At 64.7% G+C, this 20,348-nt stretch carries 19 protein-coding genes; 11 read left to right on the top strand and 8 right to left on the bottom strand.

Annotation, left to right across the window (positions count from 1 at the left end; translation table 11 throughout):
* Positions 1–16: 16 nt before the first annotated feature.
* Positions 17–361 carry a helix-turn-helix domain-containing protein gene (locus ACIBJI_RS22745; RefSeq protein ID WP_364341631.1) on the bottom strand — a complete coding sequence of 115 codons (345 nt, stop codon included), beginning with the start codon at positions 359–361 and terminating at the stop codon, positions 17–19.
* Between the two features lie 63 nt (positions 362–424).
* On the opposite strand from ACIBJI_RS22745, the gene ACIBJI_RS22740 reads away from it, so the two are divergent.
* Together ACIBJI_RS22740 and ACIBJI_RS22735 are read left to right on the top strand one after the other, a co-directional pair.
* A complete protein-coding gene (locus ACIBJI_RS22740) occupies positions 425–1,195 on the top strand; it encodes an SDR family oxidoreductase (RefSeq protein ID WP_364341629.1) in 771 nt (256 codons plus the stop codon).
* A gap of 224 nt (positions 1,196–1,419) precedes the next feature.
* Positions 1,420–1,857, top strand: coding sequence for a DUF4254 domain-containing protein (locus ACIBJI_RS22735; protein WP_364341628.1), 438 nt, complete (start codon positions 1,420–1,422; stop codon positions 1,855–1,857).
* Here ACIBJI_RS22735 and ACIBJI_RS22730 read toward each other — a convergent pair.
* On the bottom strand, positions 1,854–2,354 hold the full coding sequence (locus ACIBJI_RS22730; protein WP_364341626.1) for a hypothetical protein: 501 nt from the start codon (positions 2,352–2,354) through the stop codon (positions 1,854–1,856). The genes ACIBJI_RS22735 and ACIBJI_RS22730 overlap by 4 nt on opposite strands.
* Positions 2,355–2,760: 406 nt before the next feature.
* On the opposite strand from ACIBJI_RS22730, the gene ACIBJI_RS22725 reads away from it, so the two are divergent.
* Positions 2,761–3,651, top strand: a complete 891-nt coding sequence (locus ACIBJI_RS22725; RefSeq protein WP_364341624.1) for an ABC transporter permease — start codon at positions 2,761–2,763, stop codon at positions 3,649–3,651.
* Positions 3,648–4,469 carry an ABC transporter permease gene (locus ACIBJI_RS22720; RefSeq protein WP_364341622.1) on the top strand — a complete coding sequence of 274 codons (822 nt, stop codon included), beginning with the start codon at positions 3,648–3,650 and terminating at the stop codon, positions 4,467–4,469. Before ACIBJI_RS22725 ends, ACIBJI_RS22720 begins: the two co-directional genes overlap by 4 nt.
* On the opposite strand, the gene ACIBJI_RS22715 is transcribed toward ACIBJI_RS22720, so the two are convergent.
* Positions 4,470–5,375, bottom strand: coding sequence for a helix-turn-helix transcriptional regulator (locus ACIBJI_RS22715; RefSeq protein ID WP_364341620.1), 906 nt, complete (start codon positions 5,373–5,375; stop codon positions 4,470–4,472).
* 192 nt (positions 5,376–5,567) lie between these two features.
* On the opposite strand from ACIBJI_RS22715, the gene ACIBJI_RS22710 reads away from it, so the two are divergent.
* The 3 genes from ACIBJI_RS22710 (at position 5,568) to ACIBJI_RS22700 (ending at position 7,677) form a co-directional block, all read left to right on the top strand.
* A complete protein-coding gene (locus ACIBJI_RS22710) occupies positions 5,568–6,077 on the top strand; it encodes a hypothetical protein (RefSeq protein ID WP_397085579.1) in 510 nt (169 codons plus the stop codon).
* A gap of 272 nt (positions 6,078–6,349) precedes the next feature.
* Positions 6,350–6,907 (top strand): hypothetical protein, encoded by a 558-nt coding sequence (locus ACIBJI_RS22705; protein WP_397085577.1) that lies wholly within the window; start codon positions 6,350–6,352, stop codon positions 6,905–6,907.
* Positions 6,908–7,233: 326 nt separating this feature from the next.
* Positions 7,234–7,677: a DUF4254 domain-containing protein gene (locus ACIBJI_RS22700; protein WP_364341618.1), complete on the top strand. Its 444-nt coding sequence runs from the start codon at positions 7,234–7,236 to the stop codon at positions 7,675–7,677.
* 235 nt (positions 7,678–7,912) lie between these two features.
* Here ACIBJI_RS22700 and ACIBJI_RS22695 read toward each other — a convergent pair whose 3' ends face one another.
* Complete coding sequence (locus tag ACIBJI_RS22695; protein ID WP_397085575.1) at positions 7,913–11,233, bottom strand: HEAT repeat domain-containing protein; 3,321 nt, start codon at positions 11,231–11,233, stop codon at positions 7,913–7,915.
* A gap of 317 nt (positions 11,234–11,550) precedes the next feature.
* On the bottom strand, positions 11,551–12,435 hold the full coding sequence (locus ACIBJI_RS22690) for an EamA family transporter (RefSeq protein WP_364341614.1): 885 nt from the start codon (positions 12,433–12,435) through the stop codon (positions 11,551–11,553).
* A 319-nt stretch (positions 12,436–12,754) separates the two neighbouring features.
* Here ACIBJI_RS22690 and ACIBJI_RS22685 point away from each other — a divergent pair, with 319 nt between their 5' ends.
* Positions 12,755–13,747 carry an AraC family transcriptional regulator gene (locus ACIBJI_RS22685; protein WP_396956083.1) on the top strand — a complete coding sequence of 331 codons (993 nt, stop codon included), beginning with the start codon at positions 12,755–12,757 and terminating at the stop codon, positions 13,745–13,747.
* On the opposite strand, the gene ACIBJI_RS22680 is transcribed toward ACIBJI_RS22685, so the two are convergent.
* Complete coding sequence (locus ACIBJI_RS22680) at positions 13,698–14,903, bottom strand: cytochrome P450 (protein WP_364341610.1); 1,206 nt, start codon at positions 14,901–14,903, stop codon at positions 13,698–13,700. The genes ACIBJI_RS22685 and ACIBJI_RS22680 overlap by 50 nt on opposite strands.
* A gap of 190 nt (positions 14,904–15,093) precedes the next feature.
* Between ACIBJI_RS22680 and ACIBJI_RS22675 the strand changes: the two genes are divergently transcribed.
* On the top strand, positions 15,094–15,729 hold the full coding sequence (locus tag ACIBJI_RS22675) for a class I SAM-dependent methyltransferase (RefSeq protein WP_364341608.1): 636 nt from the start codon (positions 15,094–15,096) through the stop codon (positions 15,727–15,729).
* Here the strand turns inward: ACIBJI_RS22675 and ACIBJI_RS22670 are convergent.
* Positions 15,726–16,322: a DUF4126 domain-containing protein gene (locus ACIBJI_RS22670; protein ID WP_364341606.1), complete on the bottom strand. Its 597-nt coding sequence runs from the start codon at positions 16,320–16,322 to the stop codon at positions 15,726–15,728. The genes ACIBJI_RS22675 and ACIBJI_RS22670 overlap by 4 nt on opposite strands.
* 147 nt (positions 16,323–16,469) lie before the next feature.
* Positions 16,470–17,480, bottom strand: coding sequence for an LLM class flavin-dependent oxidoreductase (locus ACIBJI_RS22665; protein ID WP_364341604.1), 1,011 nt, complete (start codon positions 17,478–17,480; stop codon positions 16,470–16,472).
* A 143-nt stretch (positions 17,481–17,623) separates the two neighbouring features.
* Between ACIBJI_RS22665 and map the strand changes: the two genes are divergently transcribed.
* Together map and ACIBJI_RS22655 are read left to right on the top strand one after the other, a co-directional pair.
* Complete coding sequence (map, locus tag ACIBJI_RS22660; protein WP_364341602.1) at positions 17,624–18,487, top strand: type I methionyl aminopeptidase; 864 nt, start codon at positions 17,624–17,626, stop codon at positions 18,485–18,487.
* A 250-nt stretch (positions 18,488–18,737) separates the two neighbouring features.
* Entirely contained in the window at positions 18,738–20,273 is a 1,536-nt protein-coding gene (locus ACIBJI_RS22655) for a cobyric acid synthase (protein WP_397085570.1), read from the top strand.
* Positions 20,274–20,348 lie beyond the last annotated feature (75 nt).

Below are 20,348 nucleotides of genomic sequence, written 5' to 3'. Positions count from 1 at the left end.
GCCTTTGTCGTATGTACTACTCGGGATCGGGGGATGGCGAGGTCCAGCGTTCGGACCAGTCCCAGAGTGGTTGGAGGGCTGCGGTGAGGGCGAGGCCCGCCGGGGTGAGTTCGTAGGTTTTGTCCGCGTTCTTGGTGATCACGCCTGCGGTCTGTAGGTGTTGCAGCCGGGTCGAGAGCATGCTCGACGAGCAGTTGCCCATGCGGCGGCGCAGTTCGAGGAATCCGAGGCAGCCGGGTTCCAATTCCCACAGGACGCGCAGGATCCAGCGTTGGCCGATGAGCTCCATGGTGGCCAGCATGGGCGCGTTCGCCGGGTCGTTTCGCCCGCGCGACGGCTTGGCTCCATTTGCACTTCTCATTTCGAACTACCATAGTGATTCTAAATTAGAAGCATTGCTGTGGGCTGATGAGGTGAGAGGCAGATGGTGGGCGACTCGACGGAACGACGGATTGTGCTGATTACCGGCGCGTCGCGGGGGATAGGGGCCGAGACGGCGAAAGTGCTGGCGGCGGGTGGTGATCACGTGATCATCAACTATCGGGAGAAACGCAAGCGCGCCCAGACGATCGCCGATGAGATCGGCGCGGCCGGTGGCAGTGCGTCGAGCGCGGGTGCGGATATCGCGGATGCGGATGCCACCGCGGCGCTGATCGCCGATGTGGTGGCGGAGTTCGGGCGGCTGGATGTCTTGGTGCTCAACGCATCCGGTGGTCTCGAGCGTAATGCCGCGCCTGAATACGCTATGGCATTGAACCGTGACGCACAGGTCCGTCTGGTGCGGGAAGCCTTGCCGCACCTGCCATCCGGCGGCCGGATCGTCTTCGTGACCAGCCATCAGGCGCACTTTCACGGCCGCAAACCCGTTCCGGCGGACTATGAGCCGATCGCCGCGAGCAAGCGTGCGGGCGAAGATGCCTTGCGCGCAATGATTCCGGAGCTGACCGAACGCGGCATCGGGCTGAATGTGGTGTCCGGTGACATGATCGATGGCACGATCATTGTCCGCCTGCTGGAACGTCGCAATCCCGACGCGGTTTCGGCTCGCCGCGATCACGGCGCACTGCCGACCGTCGAGGAGTTCGCCGCCGTCGTCGGCGAGGCCGCAAGTGCCGCAAGCGAATCCGGTCGCACGTTCTATGTCGGCGGTCAGGACTATCTGGCGGACGGCGCGGCCGAGGGCATACCTGCCTAGTGGAGGCTTCTCGCTTGCTGACCGTCGGACCATAGCCTTGGTTACTGTGTATTTGCCGCGCACGCCCGTGTCTGTAACAAACTGATATCGACGGTTTCCGGTCGCGAGCGCGGATCTGGGTCGATAATCGAGGCGTCGCGTGTGGTCGTGCGGTGCGGAAACGGCGTTGCTGGTCGGGAGTGGGCGCCGACGGCGGCGCGTTCCGGCGTCAGCGGGAGGCTCAGATGATGAATGTCGGAAATTACCGGATGGTTCCGGGGCGGGATATGTTGCTGGCCGCATGCCGGGGGCTACCGCACGACGATCATCCGATGTTGGAGGCGGCGGGGGAGTTGGCGCAGCTGCACGAAATTCGCGAGCAGACGCCGGTTTCCGAGATGGCCAACCAGGATCGGCGGCGTGCCCAACTGGTGCGGTCGATCGACCTGTGGGTGGCGCTGGTGATGCCGGTGCCGAGCTCGCAGGCGCAGTTGCACTCCGAAACCGTCGGCCAGTTGGTGGATCGGCTGGCCGGAATGACCACGCAGGCCTTCCTGCCACTGTCCGCGGCGCCGGAGGCCGTCTTCTATGACGCGTGGGTGCAGCTCAACGAGCTGGCCGATAGCTATCAGGATCTCATCGACGGACTACGCGAGGGCACCCGCCGTTTACCCGGCGGCTAGCGTCCGCGCCCGAAAAGTCGGAACGAACGTGCCGGGCGGCGCGGCAGGGTTGCGTAGACCATCGTCATATCGGCGAAGACCTCCGCTTCCCGTTCGCGGTCGGCACCGAAATGCTCGCGGCCGAGTAGGTGCTTGATGGACGACGGTGAGATGGACGGCAGCAGTGCGGCCAGCGACGGTGTGATCGGCTCGCCCGCCCCTGTACCTTCCTTGCCGTGCCCGAGCAGCATGTGGCCGACCTCGTGCAGGATGATGTGATCCGCATTGCGCTCGGTGGCGGACGCGTCGTAGACGATGATGTCGTCGTGACCGCGCGCCATCCAGAGTCCGCTGCCACGACAGCCGATGTCCGCGAGCGCGGCCGCGGGGATCGGCTGCACTGAGATGGAGCGACCACGGTGCGCGGCGACATTTGCGAGGTAGGCGGACAGATTCCAAGGACTGGGGAGGGGCACGGTCCGCGCTGCTTCACGGAAACGAGCTTCCATGCTGGTCATCGGGGCATACATTACTCACCCGGTGCGCGGTAGTCACCTCGCGAATCGGACATTCCGTCGAAAACGATAGCTACACTGCATAATTCACCTGCCCATGGGGCAGCGTTCGGCTCGAATCGGCACACACCTTGGTGGGATTCATCGCCCCCTCGGAGTGCCGTTCCGACACCCGGGGGCGGTATCGAAACGTTGTCGGTGCGGCGAGATTGGACGGCGACCTGATCGCCCCGAACGGCGGCGGCGCGCCCGATTTCGGTGGGCAGGGGACGAAGCGAGCGAGATCGACCATGCGGTACGTACTCGAAGAGTGCGGAAAGCTGTACCGGCTGCGGTTGGGTGCGACATGCTGAGAACAGCCGGTTCCCCACCGACAAGCACGGTTGACGCGCAGGATGGGAGCGTGCAGATGAGCATCGGTAGCGACGCGGTATCGAGCACCGTCCAGCAGGAACGCGACGTCGGGGAAACCCGCCGCCTGAGCAGCGAGCGGCTGGTGGACGCGCCACCGCCACGTAGGGCGACGGTGGCGCAATGGTGGGCGCTGACCTGTCGCCTGGTCCGGCCGTCCTGGCGCAACGGTGAGCTGATCACCGCACTGCTGGCGCCCACGGTCTTCACCGTCGGCTTCTATGTGCCGCTGAATTTCGTAATGACCATTAAGGGGCACGGGCTGAGCAGCTACGCCCAGTTCCTCACGCCCATGATCGTCATGCAGGCGGTCGCCTTCTGCGCCATCACGGCCGCGTTCCGGGCGGCCTCCGATGCCAAGGACGGGCTCAATACGCGGTTCGGATCGATGGCGATGGTTTCGGCGGTCCCGCTCGCGGCACGGGTCACGGCCGCGATGTACCGGGCGGCGGTCTCGCTGACCGCGGCGCTGGTGTGTGCCCATGTGATCGGCTTCCGCTTCTATGGAAGCTGGTGGGATACCGTCGGTTTCATCGGGTTCGCGATGCTGATAGCACTGGCGCTGTGCCTGGGCGCGGATCTGCTGGGCAGCGTGACCAAGAGTCCGGAGGCGACCACCCAGGCGCTCATCCTGCCGCAGTTGATTCTCGGCATGGTCTCGACCGGATTCGCGCCGGCCCGCCAATTCCCGAGCTGGATCCAGGGCTTCGCACGCAACCAGCCGGTCTCGCAATACGTGTACGGGCTGCGGGCACTGGCCGGTGACCCATCGGGTCACGCGGGTGTGGTCGGCTGGTCGATCTTCGGGCCCGCGCTGGCCTGGGCACTCGGCACCGTCGTGGTGTTCGGCGTCGGAGCGGTATTCATTTCGATACGGAGGTCGTCATGACTCGGGTACTGGATCCTCCGGCGTTGCCCAAGGTCACCGGTCGGACCGAGACCTGGCGTTTGCTGATCCCGCAGACGATGATCCAGACCAAGCGGCTCTTGGTGCGCTGGTGGCGTGACCCGTTGACCGTCGTGCAGTCGCTCGTCTTTCCCGGGCTACTGCTTTTCGTATTCAATACCGTTCTCGGACAACAGATTTCGTCCGTCACGGGAGAGAACGCGCTCTACGGTTCGGTGCCGATGGTGGCTCTGGTCGGCGTGATGTCCGGTTCAGTGGCCGGCGCCATCACCCTCGGACGCGAGCGCGACGAGGGTCTGTTGGCCCGCTTCTGGGTGCTGCCGGTGCACCGCGCATCCGGACTCACCGCCCGCATCGTTGCGGAGGGGATCCGGATCCTGCTGTGCACCGCGGTGATGTACGCGGTGGGGGTGGCGCTCGGCTTCCGATTCCAACAGGGGCTGCTCGCTGGTATCGCGCTGTTCGGTGTGCCGCTGCTGTACGGCATCGCCTTCGCCACCTTGGTCACCGCAGTGGCCGTGTTCAGTGCGAAAGCCGCACTGGTGGAGGCGGTTTCGCTCGGCTCGTCACTGCTGATGTTCTTCAGTACCGGGTTCGTGCCGCTGTTCGCCTACCCGGCGTGGGCCAGGCCGATCGTGCGGCATCAGCCGATGTCCTACGCAATCGACACCATGCGTGGACTGTCCCTCGGTGGCCCGGTGCGTGATTCGCTATTGGCCACCATCGCCTGGTGTGTCGGTGGGCTCGTCGTCTTCTCGATTCCCGCGGCGGTCGGCTATCGGCGGGCCAGCCGCAGCTGATCAGCTCATCTCTTTGGAGGCCTTGTCGATCAGCGCCATGGAGTCGCGCGGGCTGAGCGCCATGGCGCGCAACTGGTCGAAAATAATGCCGAAGCGTCGGATCTGAGGATGGCCCTCGATCAGTTGATCGCCCGCGATGCCCTCGACATACACCAGCTCCGGATCGGCCGGATCCTTGAAGTCCAAAAGCGTGAAGGATCCGGCCATACCCGGATGCACCCCCGCGCTGAACGGAAGTATCTGCAGAATTACGTTTTTCATCTGCGAATCGTCGAGCAGCCGCTTCAGCTGTGCCTTCATGACATCCGGGCCGCCGACCATGCGCCGGATCGCCGCTTCGTCGAGCACCACCCACAGTTCTAGCGGATCCGGCTTGGTGAGATGCATGGCCCGATCCATCCGCGCCCGCACATTGTGCGACACCGTGTCGCTGTCCAGCTTCGGCATATTGGTGTCGATGACCGCCTCGGCGTACTCCGAAGTCTGCAATAGCCCTGGGATGTAGGAGGTTTGGTAGTGCCGGGCTGAAAGCGCCTCGGATTCGAAGTTGATATAGGCCGCGTGCACCTCGGTCAGCGTCGCCTCGTACGGGCGGGACATGCCGGGCTTGAGTGCGTCCGAGAGGAGCTCGAGCGCATCGGTGCGCTGCTGTTCGGTGACGTCGTAGAGATCCAGCATCGCCATCAGCGTGCGCCGTTGCGGGCGCGCCTGCGCCGTCTCGATGCGGTACAGCGTGGTGATATTGATGCCGGTCTTGCCGCTGACGTCCTCTTTGCTGAGCCCCGCGTGTTCGCGCATCTCGGTCAGTAGCACCGAGAGCCGCCGCAAACCCGCGGTGAGAACTGTGCGCTTGCCTGCCATGACAACCCTTTCGCCCGGCGCACCCAATAGCACTCTTGCGTACATGTCTGTAGTAGGTGCCCGCCATACACCGCGAATATGCAATCGCAGCGTGGTGAGAGACTACCGCCATTTGCAGCAATGAAGTTCGGAGTTTTCGGTGCGGTATGCCTCCTGGCGGCAGATCGTCGGTCGACGGCCGGATCTGTGGGGCATTCGTCCTGGTAGCCGCGGCGCCGCCTACCCGCGACCGGGGGCATGGGTTCGGTGGAGCACGGCGACATCGTGGTGGCGGATTCGGACGGTGTGCTGCTGCTCGATGTGGCCGGGTCGGTGCAGGTGCTGCCTTCGGGCCGGGTGTTGATATGGCACTCGCGCTCGTGGAGGAGGACCACGGCGCTGAATTGCGCGCACTTGCGAAACATCTGGTCGTATTCCGGTGCAGACCCCGGTCGTCAATCCCAGTTCAGCGTCGGCAACAGCATCGGCACGCCGTGCGCGCCCGGACTGCGCCAGGTGGTCGACGCCGTGGTCGCGGATCCGGCGGCCGACCACGCTCTTGCCGCCATGGCCGAGCGCGCTGCGCTCGGTGGACGTCAACTGATGCGGTTGTTCGCCAAGGAAATCGGAATATCGCCGGGCCGCTACGTCGAGCAGGTGCGGTGTTGGCTGCCCAGGCATTGCTCGAATCGTCAACCGACGGGGCGGCCACCATTATGCGGCTCTGTGGTTTCGGTTCCGAGGAGAAGATGCGGCGCATCTTCTTGAAATTACTCGGCACTACGCCAACCGATTATCGCCATCGCTTTCACGCCTCGTAGCGAACTATTCCGAATTCGGCACTGCACGAATAGATCAGGAGTTGACCCATGCCTATTTAACGTCGCACTGTCCTCGGAGTCGGAGTGGCCGGTACCACGCTGTGGCTGCAAGACATGGTGCGGCACAACCAGATTCGTTGATCCATCGCTCGACTCCGTTGGCTCGTGCCACACAGGAGTTGGTCACGCGGGAGCTGGCGACACCGCTGCGAAATCACAATGTGCGCGGCTATCTTTTTCGGGCGTGCGCTCACCGAGCAGGCCGGTATCCGCCCCGGCGCGGACTACGACGAAGAACTGATGTTCCTGATTTGTGTACTGGACGATCTCGGCCTCGCCGAAATAGCCAACGGTGCGCAGCGATTCGAAATGGACGGCGCGGATTTCGCTGTGAATTTCCTCGAGGACACAGCCGCACCGATGGGCGAGTGGATATCGTGCGGGACGGGATTGCCGCGCATACCACCGGCTCAACGAGTCGCAGGTCTTCCGGCGTCGGCGTCCGGCGGAGATCTGGATCGCGGTGTCGGGCATCGGGATCGACGTCGCGGCCGGTCCGGCCGATCTGCCAGCCGGGATACGCCGATCGGGTCTACCGCGCGTATCCGTGACTGGGCGGTACCCGTGCGCTCACGGCGGCCATCGAAGCGCAGACCGTCGCGAATCCGAACAAGCGCCGCTGGGCACACTTTCGGCGAGATCCTGCGGCTGCGTCACCCGGATCTGGCGCTACCGACGTGGGAGACGATCCTCGCGCCCAGCGGGTGGGGTAACTAGTTACCTCGGGACTCACCGGCCGCAGGCGGCGATCGCATACTGCCCACGCGCGGGCCGATGATGTGGCAAACTCTTGGCCACCGGCCCAGCTCCTGGCGAGTATCGAGCGTGAAAGTCGTTGTCACCAACTGGCTGTGGGCTCGCTACTCGGTGATCAGGGTCGTGACCGCAGCAATGAGAACGCACTCTTGCGTTCTTGCATTTGTAAGAGCATGATCCAGCTACGCTAGTTGTGAAGAACCGATCCGATGACCGGGATTACCGAATCGAGAGCCAATCATGTTGGTACAAAGCGCGTTGGTGTCGGGTGAATTCGGAGTACGGCGATGAGCGCGCCTACGGTGGGGGTGCTGCCGACCGCTCCGCAGATATTGTGTGCATTCCAGGGACGACGTTTTCAAGATCGTGAATTACTGCGTTCCGCACACGCTCTCGCCGAACTGCACGCACGCCGTGCCGAGATTCAGGACATGAATCTCGTGGCCGAAATCGATTGCCGTCGTAGTGAACTCATCGATGATATCAACGAGTGGATTGCTCAGGAGATCCCGCAGCATCGCAATGGTGCCTCGCTACATACCGAGAGCCTCGGCGCGGTGGTGGATCGGATGGCGCGCAGTTGGGTAGACGCCAACACCGCCATCGATGTCGACGGCGCGCGCAGCGACAATACCCATAAACACTGGTACCACTTGGCAGAACTCGTCGACGGCTACACTGATCTGGTGACCGACGTGGCCGGTGGCCGCCGCCGTTTGCCTGAACAGTGAAGTCCTGACGGCGACCTCCGTCCGCAATAGTGACACTGCCCCGACAGCGTTACTGCTCAATTGGCGACGTCCCGGGTCGGCGTTATCCGACCAATGGCCCGACCCGGAAGCTAACGTCGCCGGCACAGTGACGGCGGGCGCAACGGGGCGCCCCGCCCGGCGTGCCGCGTGGTCGACTGGCGCGGCACGCCCGCCACGAATTCACCGTTAATAGCGAATTCGACAGTGTCCGAACTCATTCGGCAACCATCCAGACCGCTGCCGCCGCGACGCGAATATCGATCGTGTCATGTGCGCGCAGTGCCGCGAGCAGATCGACCCACGGTGTCGACCAACCGAAGTGATTCCCGCATTGCTGGATCAGCGTCACCGCGGCAAGCAGGCCGGCCAATTCGTCGCTACGGGATAGGGTGCCCGCGATGGCATGCATTGTCTCCGGCCGTGCGGTGCGCAGCACGCTCGGCAACGTCGCCTCCACTCGCCGCGCGGGATAGTCGACCAGCGCGCCAGTCGCGACCGCACCTGCTTGCTGAATCAACCGCGCGGTCGGTTTGCTTTCCGCCCAGCGAATTTGGGCCAGATACAGATTGATGGCCGATTCGCGCCAGAACGGCTCGGTCGACAACCGATCGGCGAGGGCGCTCGCCGCGGACCTGGCAGCATCGGAGCGTTCGGCCGCCGTGCCGAGTGCGGCGGTCAGTCCGACCAGGCGCTGTACGGCAGGTAGGTCCCGTCCCGGGATGACGTGATCGCCCCCTGCCAGTAGCCGATCGACGGCGGCCGTCAGCGCCGAATCATCTGCGGTGGTAGCGATATTGTCGACGAGCGCCTGGGTGGCGGGTAACCACAGGCCGAGTTCATCGAGATCGCAGATCCGGTGCGCCAACATTATCGCCGTGTCGGGCGGACTCCAGCGGCTCCAGCGGTGCAGTACCGGGATTGCCCGAGCGGCGAGTTGACTGTCGGTGCCGCTCGCTATCTGCCGGATCAGCTCGGCCATCCGGTGGCGCTGGGCGATTGGGAGCAGTTCCGGTCTCAGGTTCAGGATTTCATCCGCGACCGTGGGATCGGCTGCGGCATCGGCGAATATTTGCCAGGCCGCGTCGGTGTCCAATAGCCAGCGGCAGGCGAAGACTACGGCGCGACGGACATCGCGGTGCTGATCCGGCTGCGCCCACAGCGCTTGGAGCGCATCCATCGCGTCGGGGGCGTGCAGTTCGGCGAGCAGCCGGACGCCTTCCTTGCGTGAGGTGATCTTGGGGGAGTCGACGAGTGGTGCGACAGCGTTCGCAACCTTATCGGGGCCGAGGCTTTTAGCGCAGGTCGCGATGCTGCTGACCGCCGCACGCGCTCGATCGGTGTCGACGTGGCGGGCGAGCAATTCGATTGCCGCTTCGGTTTGGTCGCTGCGTCCCAATGCGGTAAGTGCCGCCTCGGCGATGGGAATATCGGGATGCTCGGTGTATTCCGCGAGGCGGTCCGCGCTGCCCGGCAACCGACCCAAAATCCTTACCGCCCGCACCTTCTCGTATTGCGATGACTTCTTCGACTCGAAGTGGCTGGTCAGCAGTCGGGCATACGATTCGACCTGCGGTGGAGTCCAGCGGTCGAATCCCGAGTAGAAGTCGGGCACCAACCGCACTTTCGGCGATGCGAAGCGGCCGGGGGTCGCGGAGCCGAGGAGCGAATCGAGTAGATCGGTGCGTCGGGTGGCGATCAGCCGCTGCACGATATCCAGCGTGATCAGGGAGCGGTCCCGGTTGAGCAAGGTGGTGAGGGTCTGGTCGCGAGTGGACGGATTGCTCAGTGCCAGTCGCACCGCCCGCCGGACCACCTGGTCGTCGCGAGCTCCGCATGCTCGTATCAGGAGTTGTTGCAGGGCAGGGATCTTCCACGAGCGCTTGTTGAGGCCATCGGCCAAATCGAGGGTCAGGCGCCATTGGTCGCGGGCGGCGTCATTGTCGATTCGTCGGCGAAGTGCCGCGAAGATCCGCTGTTCCGTGCCATGTGGCAGCGATCGGTCCAGGTCATTCAGATCGGGAAAAACCGCGTGGGTCGCAAGGCTTTCGATCAGGCGCAGTGCGGTGTCGGTGAACGATGGGTCATCGATCTCGACGCCGCGGCGGAGCAGGGTTCGTGCCAGTCCGGAGATGGTCGTCCTGGTCGGGTAGGAGCAGTCGCGCGCTTGCAGTGCCTCGGTGCCGAGTTGTTCGAGGACGGTGAGGTGTTCGGCGCGCAGCAGTGATGGCGGAAGGTTGTTGACCGCCTGGAGTGCGGTGTAGCGCACCGGGTCCTGTTCATTGCGCAGGCGGCGCAGGGATTCGAGCATGGTGGCGACGACCGCGGGATCGCGAGTGCCCGCGGCCGCCATGATGAACAGCGGGTATGCCTGCGCCCGCTCATCCGCGGTCGAGCGTCGAATTGCCTCGGCCAATATCGGTTCGGCTTCGTTCCAGGGCAGACGAGCGATCAACCGTTCGCGGACCGCGCGCACATCGGCCCCACCGGGCCGGTCGAGGAGTTCTCGCGCGAGGGCCGTACGTTCCTGGTGCGGTAGGGCATCGAGCGCGGTCATCGGGACTTGGTCCGGATCGACGCCGGTTCGGGCGAAGACCTGCCGCACCACGATGGTGCGGCGGGCCAGCGGAAGTGCGCGCAGAAACCGGTCGCGCTGGTATCCGGAGTAGACCGTGCCCAGTGCGACCAGCCGATCGTCGGGTAGTCCGCCCAGTGCCCGCCACAGGGCGGTTCCGCTCAAGCCGGTGCCATTGGCGGTCGGATCCAGAATCAGCTCGGCAACCCGGGCCGGGTCGTGCCGGGCGAGTTGTCCGGCCGCCGAACTCAGTTCATAGATCGAGGTGTACCGGACTGCCCTGGTAGCGAGGGCGAGCAGCCGATCCGGGTGGCGTTGGGCGGCCGGGACGGATCCGGCCGCAATCCATCGCCACAGATTCGGCCAATCCGACTCGCCCGCTTCCGCTGCCAGTCCTTCGACATGGTCGAGGACCGCATCGATATGCCTGCGGCCCAACGCTGCCCAGTTCTCGACCGCGTAATCGAGTTCGGGCAAATACTTGGCGACCACCGGAGGTGAGCAATTCGGCAGTACCCGCGCGGCCTCGGCATCGCCGAACCAGCGTCGCACTTGCGGGAGCAGGGGATCGGCGAGTTGGGAGCGCTGACCGTAGCCGAGGGCTCGATACATGGTTCGCCGTATCCGCTGTGACATCCGGGGCAGCCGCTCGATCAGCACTTCGGGATCTACGCCCGTCCGCACCAGCCCGACAACCGCTCGCGTACCGAATTCCGGTCCGCCCGAATCGAGTTCGGCCAGCAGATGCTCATGGTCCGCGACGACCGCGACGTCCGCGACGACCGCAGCCATACGAATCGCGATGATCCGCTCGTAGTACCCCCGCCCCGCCAGCTCGGCGAGTAGCTGCCAGAGCTCAGGCCTCCCCGCCAAACGCAACGCCCCCGCCGCGATCGCATGCTGTCGCTCGGCTGCCGTCAACGGCTCGATATCCCGCAACAACTTCGTCGCCTGTACCGCCATCCTTCGAGAACCCCCTCTATCGCGCCACCGTTCGATCCGTGCTGTGAGGATATGTCCGATGCATCGGATAGCGCCGAACCGGCGGGACCGAGGTTGCACCGACTCCGCTCAGTGCTTCGAACACGCATTCGAATATATGTCGAGCGCCCCTGGAACGGAACCCTTTTCAGATTGCCCTGTGAAGACAGCGGGCCGAGCACATCGGTACCGGCCGAACGCTCGGTATGCGGCTATCGGCTCGCATCTGTCCTTGCGATCACCGTCGGGTTCATGATGCTGTCCCAGTTGCTGTGAGCAGCATCCCGTATTGAGCCGTATCAGGAAGTGGCGATGATCGTGCTGGCGATCAATGCGGCGGCCAGCCCGATGACCTGGCCTCGGCGCAGTCGCTCCTTCAGGGCGGACACGCCCAGAATTACCGGGACTACCGGATAGAGCGAAGACAGCACAACTGCGACGGCCAGGTACTGAGTCCGGGTCGCGAGTAGGTAGGACACCAGCGCTACGGCGGCGAGGATGCCGGAACATGCGGCTAAGAGGTCGTTTCGATGTCGTTGGGCCGGTGCGGTATCCCCGGATTCGGATGCGAGTTGCCATGCGAGCAGGGCGACGAGGACGACGGCCGCGGCCCGGCCCGCCGTCACCGGCCAGATTCCGGCCGATGGCGCGGCTTGTGCCAGCGCCAGATACTGCACGGCGATGCCGAGACCGGCGATCAGTCCGTCACCGATGGCGGCACCGACAATCGGACCGCTGCCGGTGGTGCCGCCCGCGACGAGCCAGAGCGCGGGCAGTGCGAGCACGATCCCGACCCACGCCAATGGTGCCGGATGTTCACCGAGCAGGGCGGTTCCGATCAGAACCGGCAGCGCGACACCACCGACGGCGCTGACCGGTACCACCACCGACATTGCCCCGCGGCTGATTCCGCGGAACAGGAAGGTCATCGCGATACCGGTCCCGACACCGGATAGTGCTCCCCATCCGAGATCCATCGGCTGAGGCGCTGTGTGGGAGACGAACGGACCGACGAGGGCAGTGGCGACGAACCCGCCGAGCTGGCCCAACAGGGCAACACGCCCGAATCCGATGCGCCGTGACGCGACTCCGCCCACGAAATCCGACAGCCCATAGCTCAATGCGGAAACCAAGGCCAGTAGCGTGCCCACGATCAGATTCGCCGGTCGTTGTGCATGACTCATGCGTAACCCGCGAGCCGGACCTGTGTCAACGTGGCCGGGCAGTCGCCCGAACTCGACGATCGGCGAGCGCACGCAATTCCGTTGTGGGGCAGAGAGCTTACGTGCCCGGTCGGAGTCCGAGTAGAAGGCAGTCGCTCGGCAGTGCGGTCGGCCCGCCCACCCATTTTATGTTTCGGGGCAGGAAACTTGTGTTATCGGGAAGATTGTCGATACGCGAGTTCGGCTGTAGGGCAGGATATTCGGTCGGCGAATCCACCCGATTGTTCACCGTGAGCAGGGCGGATATCGTTATTCGTCGAGGCGATCGGAGTGTGTCGACATGAGATACGACGAACTGTACGTGACCGGTGTCGATGAATGGACCGCTGTGGCCAACAGCATCGTTCCGATGGACCACCGGTACCGAGATCGGAGCCAGTGGCAGGTCACGCTGATCACGCAGCACACGACGAGCTACAACCTGCTGCGCTGGGATCAGCCGGGCGACCGACAGGCCTTCCGCACGCCGTCACACATCCGCCGGATGCCCGCCGAGAACTTCTACTGGCTGGTGATCCCGGAGCGCGGCTCGTTCACTGTCGCCGATGATCACGAAATCACTTGTGTCGCACCGGGACAGGCTGTTCTTACGGGCTTGGACCAGAGGCTGCGATTATGGGTACCCAGCTCGGTGGCATTCGGCTTCCAGATCCCGCGCACCGACGTCGACCACGCGATAGCACCGTTGGGTACGCGCCGACCGGTATTCGACCTCGAATCCGGACTCGGGCGCATCGCCCGCACCATGATCCGCGAAACCCATGCCGAGCGATCCCGGCTCACCGGCCGGCAATTCAATGCGGTCTGCGACCGGACCACCGAGCTGCTGTGCATGATGGCCGTCGGCGATAGCAGTCCGCAACGGGCACATCTGGCCGAGACGGCTGAGGCGGTGCGCCGGTATGTGCGCGACAATATCGGGGTCGCCGATCTGCGGCTGGCCGCGGTGGCGCGGGCGTTGAGCTGGTCGCCACGGCAGTTACGCATCGCGCTCGAGCACGCCGGAACCACGTATCGTGAAGTGCGCCAGGATGAATCATTGCGTGCGGCGCGCGCCATGCTCGAAAACCCGGGCACCACACTGACAATCGGCGAGATCGCCGAGCGCAGCGGATTCACCGTGACGTGGTTCTCCGCCGCGTTCAAGACGCGCTACGGCGAAACCCCGAGAGAATTCCGCAAACGCCGGCTGGCCGAGACCATCGACCAGCCGACACCGGCGGTCATTCGGATGGATACAACCGCACCGGCAGAGTCAGCGGGCCCGCGGTGAGGATTTGCGGGCTGACCGGAAGCGACGCCGAGTCCTGCGTCAGATGTAACAGCGGGAAGCGGTTGAACAGCGTGGACAGCGCGATACGTGCTTCCAGCCGGGCCAGCGGAGCGCCGAGGCAGATGTGCGGCCCGCGCCCGAAGGCCAGCTGACCGCGGTGATCATGATCGATGTCGAAGACATCGGCCTTCGGGTAGTGCTGCGGGTCCCGTCCGACACCGCCGTACCAGATGACGATCGCCCCCTTCGGCAGGTCGACGCCCGCGATGGTGACATCCTGCTGGGCATAACGGAGATTCGCGCTGTACACCGGCGACCGGTAACGCAATGCCTCCTCGACCACATCCGGCCAGCGGTCCTGGGTGAGGGCCTTGTCCAGTTGCCTGGGGTTCTCACTGAGGGCGATGATCGCGTTGGCCAGCAGGTGCACGGTTGTCTCGTGTCCGGCCACGATCACCAACCACAGCATATTGACCAACTCGTCGGTGGTCAGATTGTCGGTATTGGCCGCAATCAAGGCGGAGGTGAGGTCGTCGCCCGGCTCGCGTCGTTTGCCCTCGATGAGCTCGGTGAAGAACGCGATCATCTCCCCCATCGCCGTCTGCATCTGCTCAATGGTGCTGGTGTGCGACACGATCGTGGTGGACCAGTCCCGGATTCGGGCGCGGTCCGCCTTCTCCACACCGAACAGTTCACAGATCACCCGCACGGGAAACGGGGTAGTGAATCGCTGGACGAGGTCGAATTCGCCCTGTTCGTCGGCGAAGTCATCGATGATTTCGTTGGCGATCTGGTGAATCCGGGGCTCGAGCCCGGCCACCCGAGCGGGTGTGAATGCGGCGCTGATCGTCTTGCGTAACCGCCGATGGTCCTCGCCGTCCTTGTTCAGCATATGGTCGATATCGGTTAACGCGCGCATCGGCCAATCCGCTGGAATGGTGCCATCGTGCAGCGCCGGACACTTCTGGGCGTTCTTGCTGAAGATTGTGCCGTCGCCCGCGAGCACCTCGCTCACCGCCCGATAGCTCACCGCGCTCCAAGCCGCGACGCCGCCGGTCAGCTCGATCGGAACCAGTGGCCCGCGTCGAGCGATTCGCTCATAGGTTTCGAGAACCGTTTCTCCAGCGGTGGGCAGCTGGATGACCGACTCGGTCATACTGTCTCCAATGGTGTGATCGAAGAATGGCACCCGGACCATCCGAGTTCGTGCCAGCTCAGTGTCGATCACCCGCCGCGCAGCAGGGGGCCGATCAATATCCTCTGCCCCGCAACGGAATTCCGCCGCGATCGGAACATAAACTCGGGCGCGGCTGAACTTTCGGCACACGCGTGGCAAGGTGTTTTCGATGAGCAAGCTCAATTGGAGCCATAACGCTTACTACCAAGGTTTTCTCATGCGGCAGCTGCCCGCCCCGTGTACTCGGGTGTTGGACGTTGGTTGTGGGGCCGGGGCATTCGCGGGAGAACTTGCGCGGCGGGCTGAGCATGTCGATGCGATCGACCGGTCACCGATGATGATCGATGCCGCGAAGCAGGCGACGCCGGACAATGTCGGCTGCATCCTCGGGGATGTGCTGACAGCGCCGCTCGCCGAGGGTTCCTACGACGCGATCGTATCGATCAGCACGTTGCACCATATGCCGCTCGATGAGGTGCTGCCGGTGTTGGCGCGAGCAGTACGGCCGGGCGGGGTGATCGCCGCTGTGGCATTGCCCCGGCCTGATCTCCTTCGGGAATTGCCCGTCGAGTTGGCGGCCATGATCGGGCATCGGTTGTTCGGGATCGTGTTTCGGATTCTTCGGGCGCGTGGGCGGGGGAGTTGGTATGCGGTCGAGGCGACCCACGATGTCATGCCGGTTGTGCTCGATCCGCCGCTGACGACGCGGCAGGTGCGGGCGCGGGTCGCGTCGATTCTGCCCGGTGCGCGGGTGCGGCGGCTGGTCTTTTGGCGCTACTCGCTGGTGTGGCGCAAACCGGCCTAGACGGCCGCGGCGCGCTTGGCCTCGCGGCGCTGTCTGCGGCGAATGCGGTAGCGGCGGATCCGGCTCGCCAGTAGATACACCAGGATCACACCGATCACCAGCAGTGTGCCCGCGCAGATGGCCGCCACGACCGGGTGGAAGATCGCGATGGTGACAATGCCGCCGACGGTCAGGTCCTCGACGAGACTCATCACGATATTGCTCGCGGGCTCTGGCGAGGTGTTGATCGCCATCCGTGTCCCGGCCTTCACGAGATGACTTGCCAGGGCAGTGGTTCCGCCGACCGCACCGGCTGCCAGTTGGGGCAGCGATCCGTCCTGGCCTGCGAGTAGTGCGGCGACGACCGCACCCGCTGCGGGGCGCACGATGGTGTGCACCGCATCCCAGAAGCTGTCGAGATAGGGGACCTTGTCCGCGACGGCCTCGATGAGGAACAACACACCGGCGGCGATCAGCACATCGGTGCGCTGCAGCGCCTCGGGCACGTCATCGGATAGACCGGTCACGCCGAATAGCCCGAGCAGCAGGACCACCGCATAGGCATTGACCCCGCTCGCCCAGCCTGCGGTGAAGATCAGGGGCAGTGCTGACATGGGGCCATCGTATGGCTTTCCGCGCAGCCGAAAACCGTGACCGGCAAGGTTTTACAACGCCTGCGCGACCGGATTTGGGAATTCTCACCGTGCTGCCGACACCGCAACCCCGGCACCGGCAGAACGTTCTGACCTCGTGAGGGTTCTTCAGCGCAGCTGGGGTGCGACCTTCGCGCCGAGCAATTCGATATTGTGCAGCACCTTTTCATGCGGCAGCGTACCGACGCTGGTGTGCAGCATGAAGCGGTCCAGGCCGAGGGTGTCACGGATATCGGTGATCTTTTCGGCGACATAGTCCGGCGTGCCGACGAAGAGCGAACCGCTCTGGGAGCGCAGGGCATCGAACTGCGCGCGGGTCATCGGGCCCCAACCGCGTTCGCGCCCAATGGTGCTCATCGCCCCGGCATACGGCTCGTAGAAGTCGGCGACGGCCTGTTCGTCGGTATCGGCGATATAGCCGTGCGCGTGCACTGCCACCGGCTGCTTCTCGTGGCCGCCCTCTTCGAGCGCGCGGTGGTATAGGTCCACCAGCGGCTTGAAGCGAGCGGGCTGACCCCCGATGATCGCGATCGCCAGCGGTAAGCCGAGCAGTCCGGCGCGGACCACGGATTCCGGGCTGCCGCCCACCGCGATCCAGACCGGCAGCGGCCGGTTGTCGGTGCGTGGGTAGATCACCGCATCGCGCAGCGGGGCACGGAATTTGCCGTTCCAGGTCACGGGTTCGTCCGCGCGAATGTGAAGCAGTAGCGCCAGCTTCTCCTCGAACAGCTCGTCGTAGTCGCTCAGGTCGTAACCGAACAACGGAAAGCTCTCGGTGAACGAACCACGTCCGGCCATCAGCTCGGCGCGACCGTTCGAGAGTCCGTCCAGCGTAGCGAAATCCTGGTACACCCGTACCGGATCATCGGAGCTCAACACGCTCACCGCGCTGGTCAGCTGAATGTGCTCGGTCCGTGCCGCGATTGCGGCCAGCACGACCGCGGGAGCGGATGCCGCGAAATCCTTGCGGTGATGTTCGCCGACGCCATAGACATCGAGTCCGGCGCGCTCGGTGGCGACCGCCTCGTCGACGACCTCGCGCAGCCGTTCGGCCGCGGTGGGCGCAGGTCGGTCGCCGACCGGGTATAGCTCCGCGAAAGTCGTGAGTCCCAGTTCCACAGCTCGAGTCCTGTTCGTGTGTAGTTTCTACGCCAACCACTAGCCTAAACGGACCATGGTCCGCAACTATTCCATCTATGGACCGCGGGTTCGTGGCGCGGGCAAGGACAATGCGCGCTGACCGGTGCGGATACTCTTGGTCCATGTCAGTGCGTACCCGCCAGCCGCTTGTTCCCGGCACGCTCTCGCCCACCCGTGAGGTTCCGCGCTCGATCGAGCGTCCGGAGTATGCGTGGAAGAAGACCGTGAACGAGGGCAGCGAACCCTGGGTGCAGACGGCCGAGACCATCGAGAAGATGCGGATCGCGGGCAAGATCGCCGCACAGGCGCTCGAAGAGGCGGGCAAGGCGGTCGCGCCCGGGGTCACCACCGATGAGCTGGACCGGATCGCGCACGAGTACATGTGCGACCACGGCGCATACCCATCGACATTGGGCTACAAGGGTTTTCCGAAGTCGTGCTGCACCTCGCTGAACGAGGTGATCTGCCACGGCATTCCGGACTCGACGGTGATCCAGGACGGTGACATCGTCAACATTGATGTGACCGCCTACATCGACGGCGTGCACGGCGACACCAACAAGACCTTCCTGGCCGGTGATGTCGACGAGGAGGTGCGACTGCTGGTCGAGCGCACGCATGAGGCGACGATGCGGGCGATCAAGGCGGTTCGGCCGGGCCGGGCACTCAATGTGATCGGGCGCGTCATCGAGTCTTACGCCAACCGGTTCGGCTACGGCGTGGTGCGCGATTTCACCGGGCATGGTGTCGGCCCCACCTTCCACAGCGGCCTGGTCATCCTGCACTACGACCAGCCCGCCATCGAATCGGTGATCGAGCCCGGCATGACCTTCACCATCGAGCCGATGATCAACCTCGGCGGTATCGACTACGAGATCTGGGACGACGGCTGGACCGTGGTCACCAAGGATCGCAAGTGGACAGCGCAATTCGAACACACGCTGGTCGTGACCGACACGGGCGCCGAAATTCTCACCTTGCCATGACGCGTGGACCGCGCAGTTCTGTGCTCGCGCTGTTGGGTCGTGATCGAGGCGGGCGCCGAGATCCTGACCCTGCCGTGACGTGTGGACCGCGCAGTTCTGTGCTCGCGCTGTTGGGTCGTGATCGAGGCGGGCGCCGAGATCCTGACCCTGCCGTGATGCGAGCCCGTCATGCGCGCGCGTGCCCGGGGTCGGCTCGTGCGCGGTGCGATGCCGAGGATGTGGCGTACGCACCGCTGACGGAGCCAGCGCATTGAAAGGCGCGCTGCTGATCGCCGGAACAACCTCCGACGCGGGGAAAAGCGTTGTAGTGGCCGGACTTTGCCGCATGCTCGCCCGGCGCGGCGTTCGAGTCGCGCCGTTCAAGGCGCAGAACATGTCGAACAACTCGGTGGTCACCCTCGACGGCGGCGAGATCGGTCGGGCGCAGGCGCTGCAGGCGGCAGCGTGTGGGCTGGAGCCGAGCGTGCGGTTCAACCCGGTCCTGCTCAAACCCGGCAGCGACCGACGCTCCCAACTCGTGGTGCGCGGCAAGGCAATCGGCACCGTCGGCGCGCGCGACTATTTCCAGCACCGCCAGGATCTGCGCGAAGTCGTTACCGCCGAACTGGATTCGCTGCGCACCGAATTCGATGTGGTGATCTGCGAGGGCGCGGGTTCGCCCGCCGAAATCAACCTGCGCGCCACCGATCTGGCGAATATGGGTCTGGCCCAGGCGGCGCGACTACCGGTCCTCGTGGTCGGCGATATCGACCGCGGCGGCGTGCTCGCGCACCTATTCGGCACCGTTGCGGTACTGGAACCCGAAGACCAGCAACTGATTTCCGGATTCATCGTCAACAAGTTCCGCGGTGATGTCGAGTTGCTGCGTCCCGGACTCGATCGGCTCACCGAGCTGACCGGGCGCCCGACCCTCGGCGTCATCCCGTACGCGGACGAACTGTGGATCGACGCGGAAGACTCCTTCGGCACCATCGCCGACGCACCGGTCGGCCGCTCCGGCCCGCCGCGCGGCACCGAATGGCTCACGGTCGCCGCCATCCGTCTGCCGCGCATCTCCAATTCCACCGATGTCGAAGCGCTGGCGTGTGAGCCCGGTGTCGCGGTGCGCTGGGTCAGCGACCCGTCCCGGCTTGCCGATGCGGATCTGGTGGTGCTGCCGGGCAGCAAGGCGACCGTTTCGGATCTGGAGTGGTTGCGGCGCACCGGAATTGCCGATGCGCTAAGGGCCAGGGCCGTAGCGGGTCGGCCGGTTCTCGGCATCTGCGGTGGATATCAGATGCTCGGCAGTCGCATCGTCGATCGGGTCGAATCGAATGCGGGGACGGTCGCGGGGTTGGGTCTGCTCGATCTGGAGATCGAATTCGCCGATCCGAAGGTGCTGCGGCGAAGTGCCGGACGGGGTAACGGAATTCCCGTGCACGGCTACGAGATTCACCACGGTCGTGTTGAGCGCAGCGGTGATCCGGCCTGGCTGGAGGTGGACAGTACACCCGAGGGCACAGTGCGCGGGGCGATCTGGGGCACCCACCTGCATGGCCTACTGGAATCGGATGAGTTCCGTCGCTCCTGGCTCCGCATAGTCGCCGCCCACGCCGGGCGGCACGGTTTCGTCGTCGCCGACAACATTTCGGTAGCCGCGATCCGCTCGTCCCAACTCGACCTGCTCGCCGACCTGATCGAACAGCACCTCGATATCGCCCACATCGAACGCCTGCTCACCGACGGCGGACCTGCCGATCCGCCGACCATCGTCTCCGGCCTGGCAGTCGGCAGCAGTCCCCTCTGACCTGCGCGGACAATAACCGAAATGTTTATGTTCCTGACTCGCGGGTAACTGACACGCGGTCCCGTTCAGTTCGGG

Origin of the sequence: Nocardia sp. NPDC050408, from assembly GCF_044458905.1 — a bacterium.
Lineage (GTDB): Bacteria > Actinomycetota > Actinomycetes > Mycobacteriales > Mycobacteriaceae > Nocardia.
The sequence above is the reverse complement of the archived record's forward strand: the minus strand, read 5'-3'. Positions and strand labels throughout refer to the sequence as shown.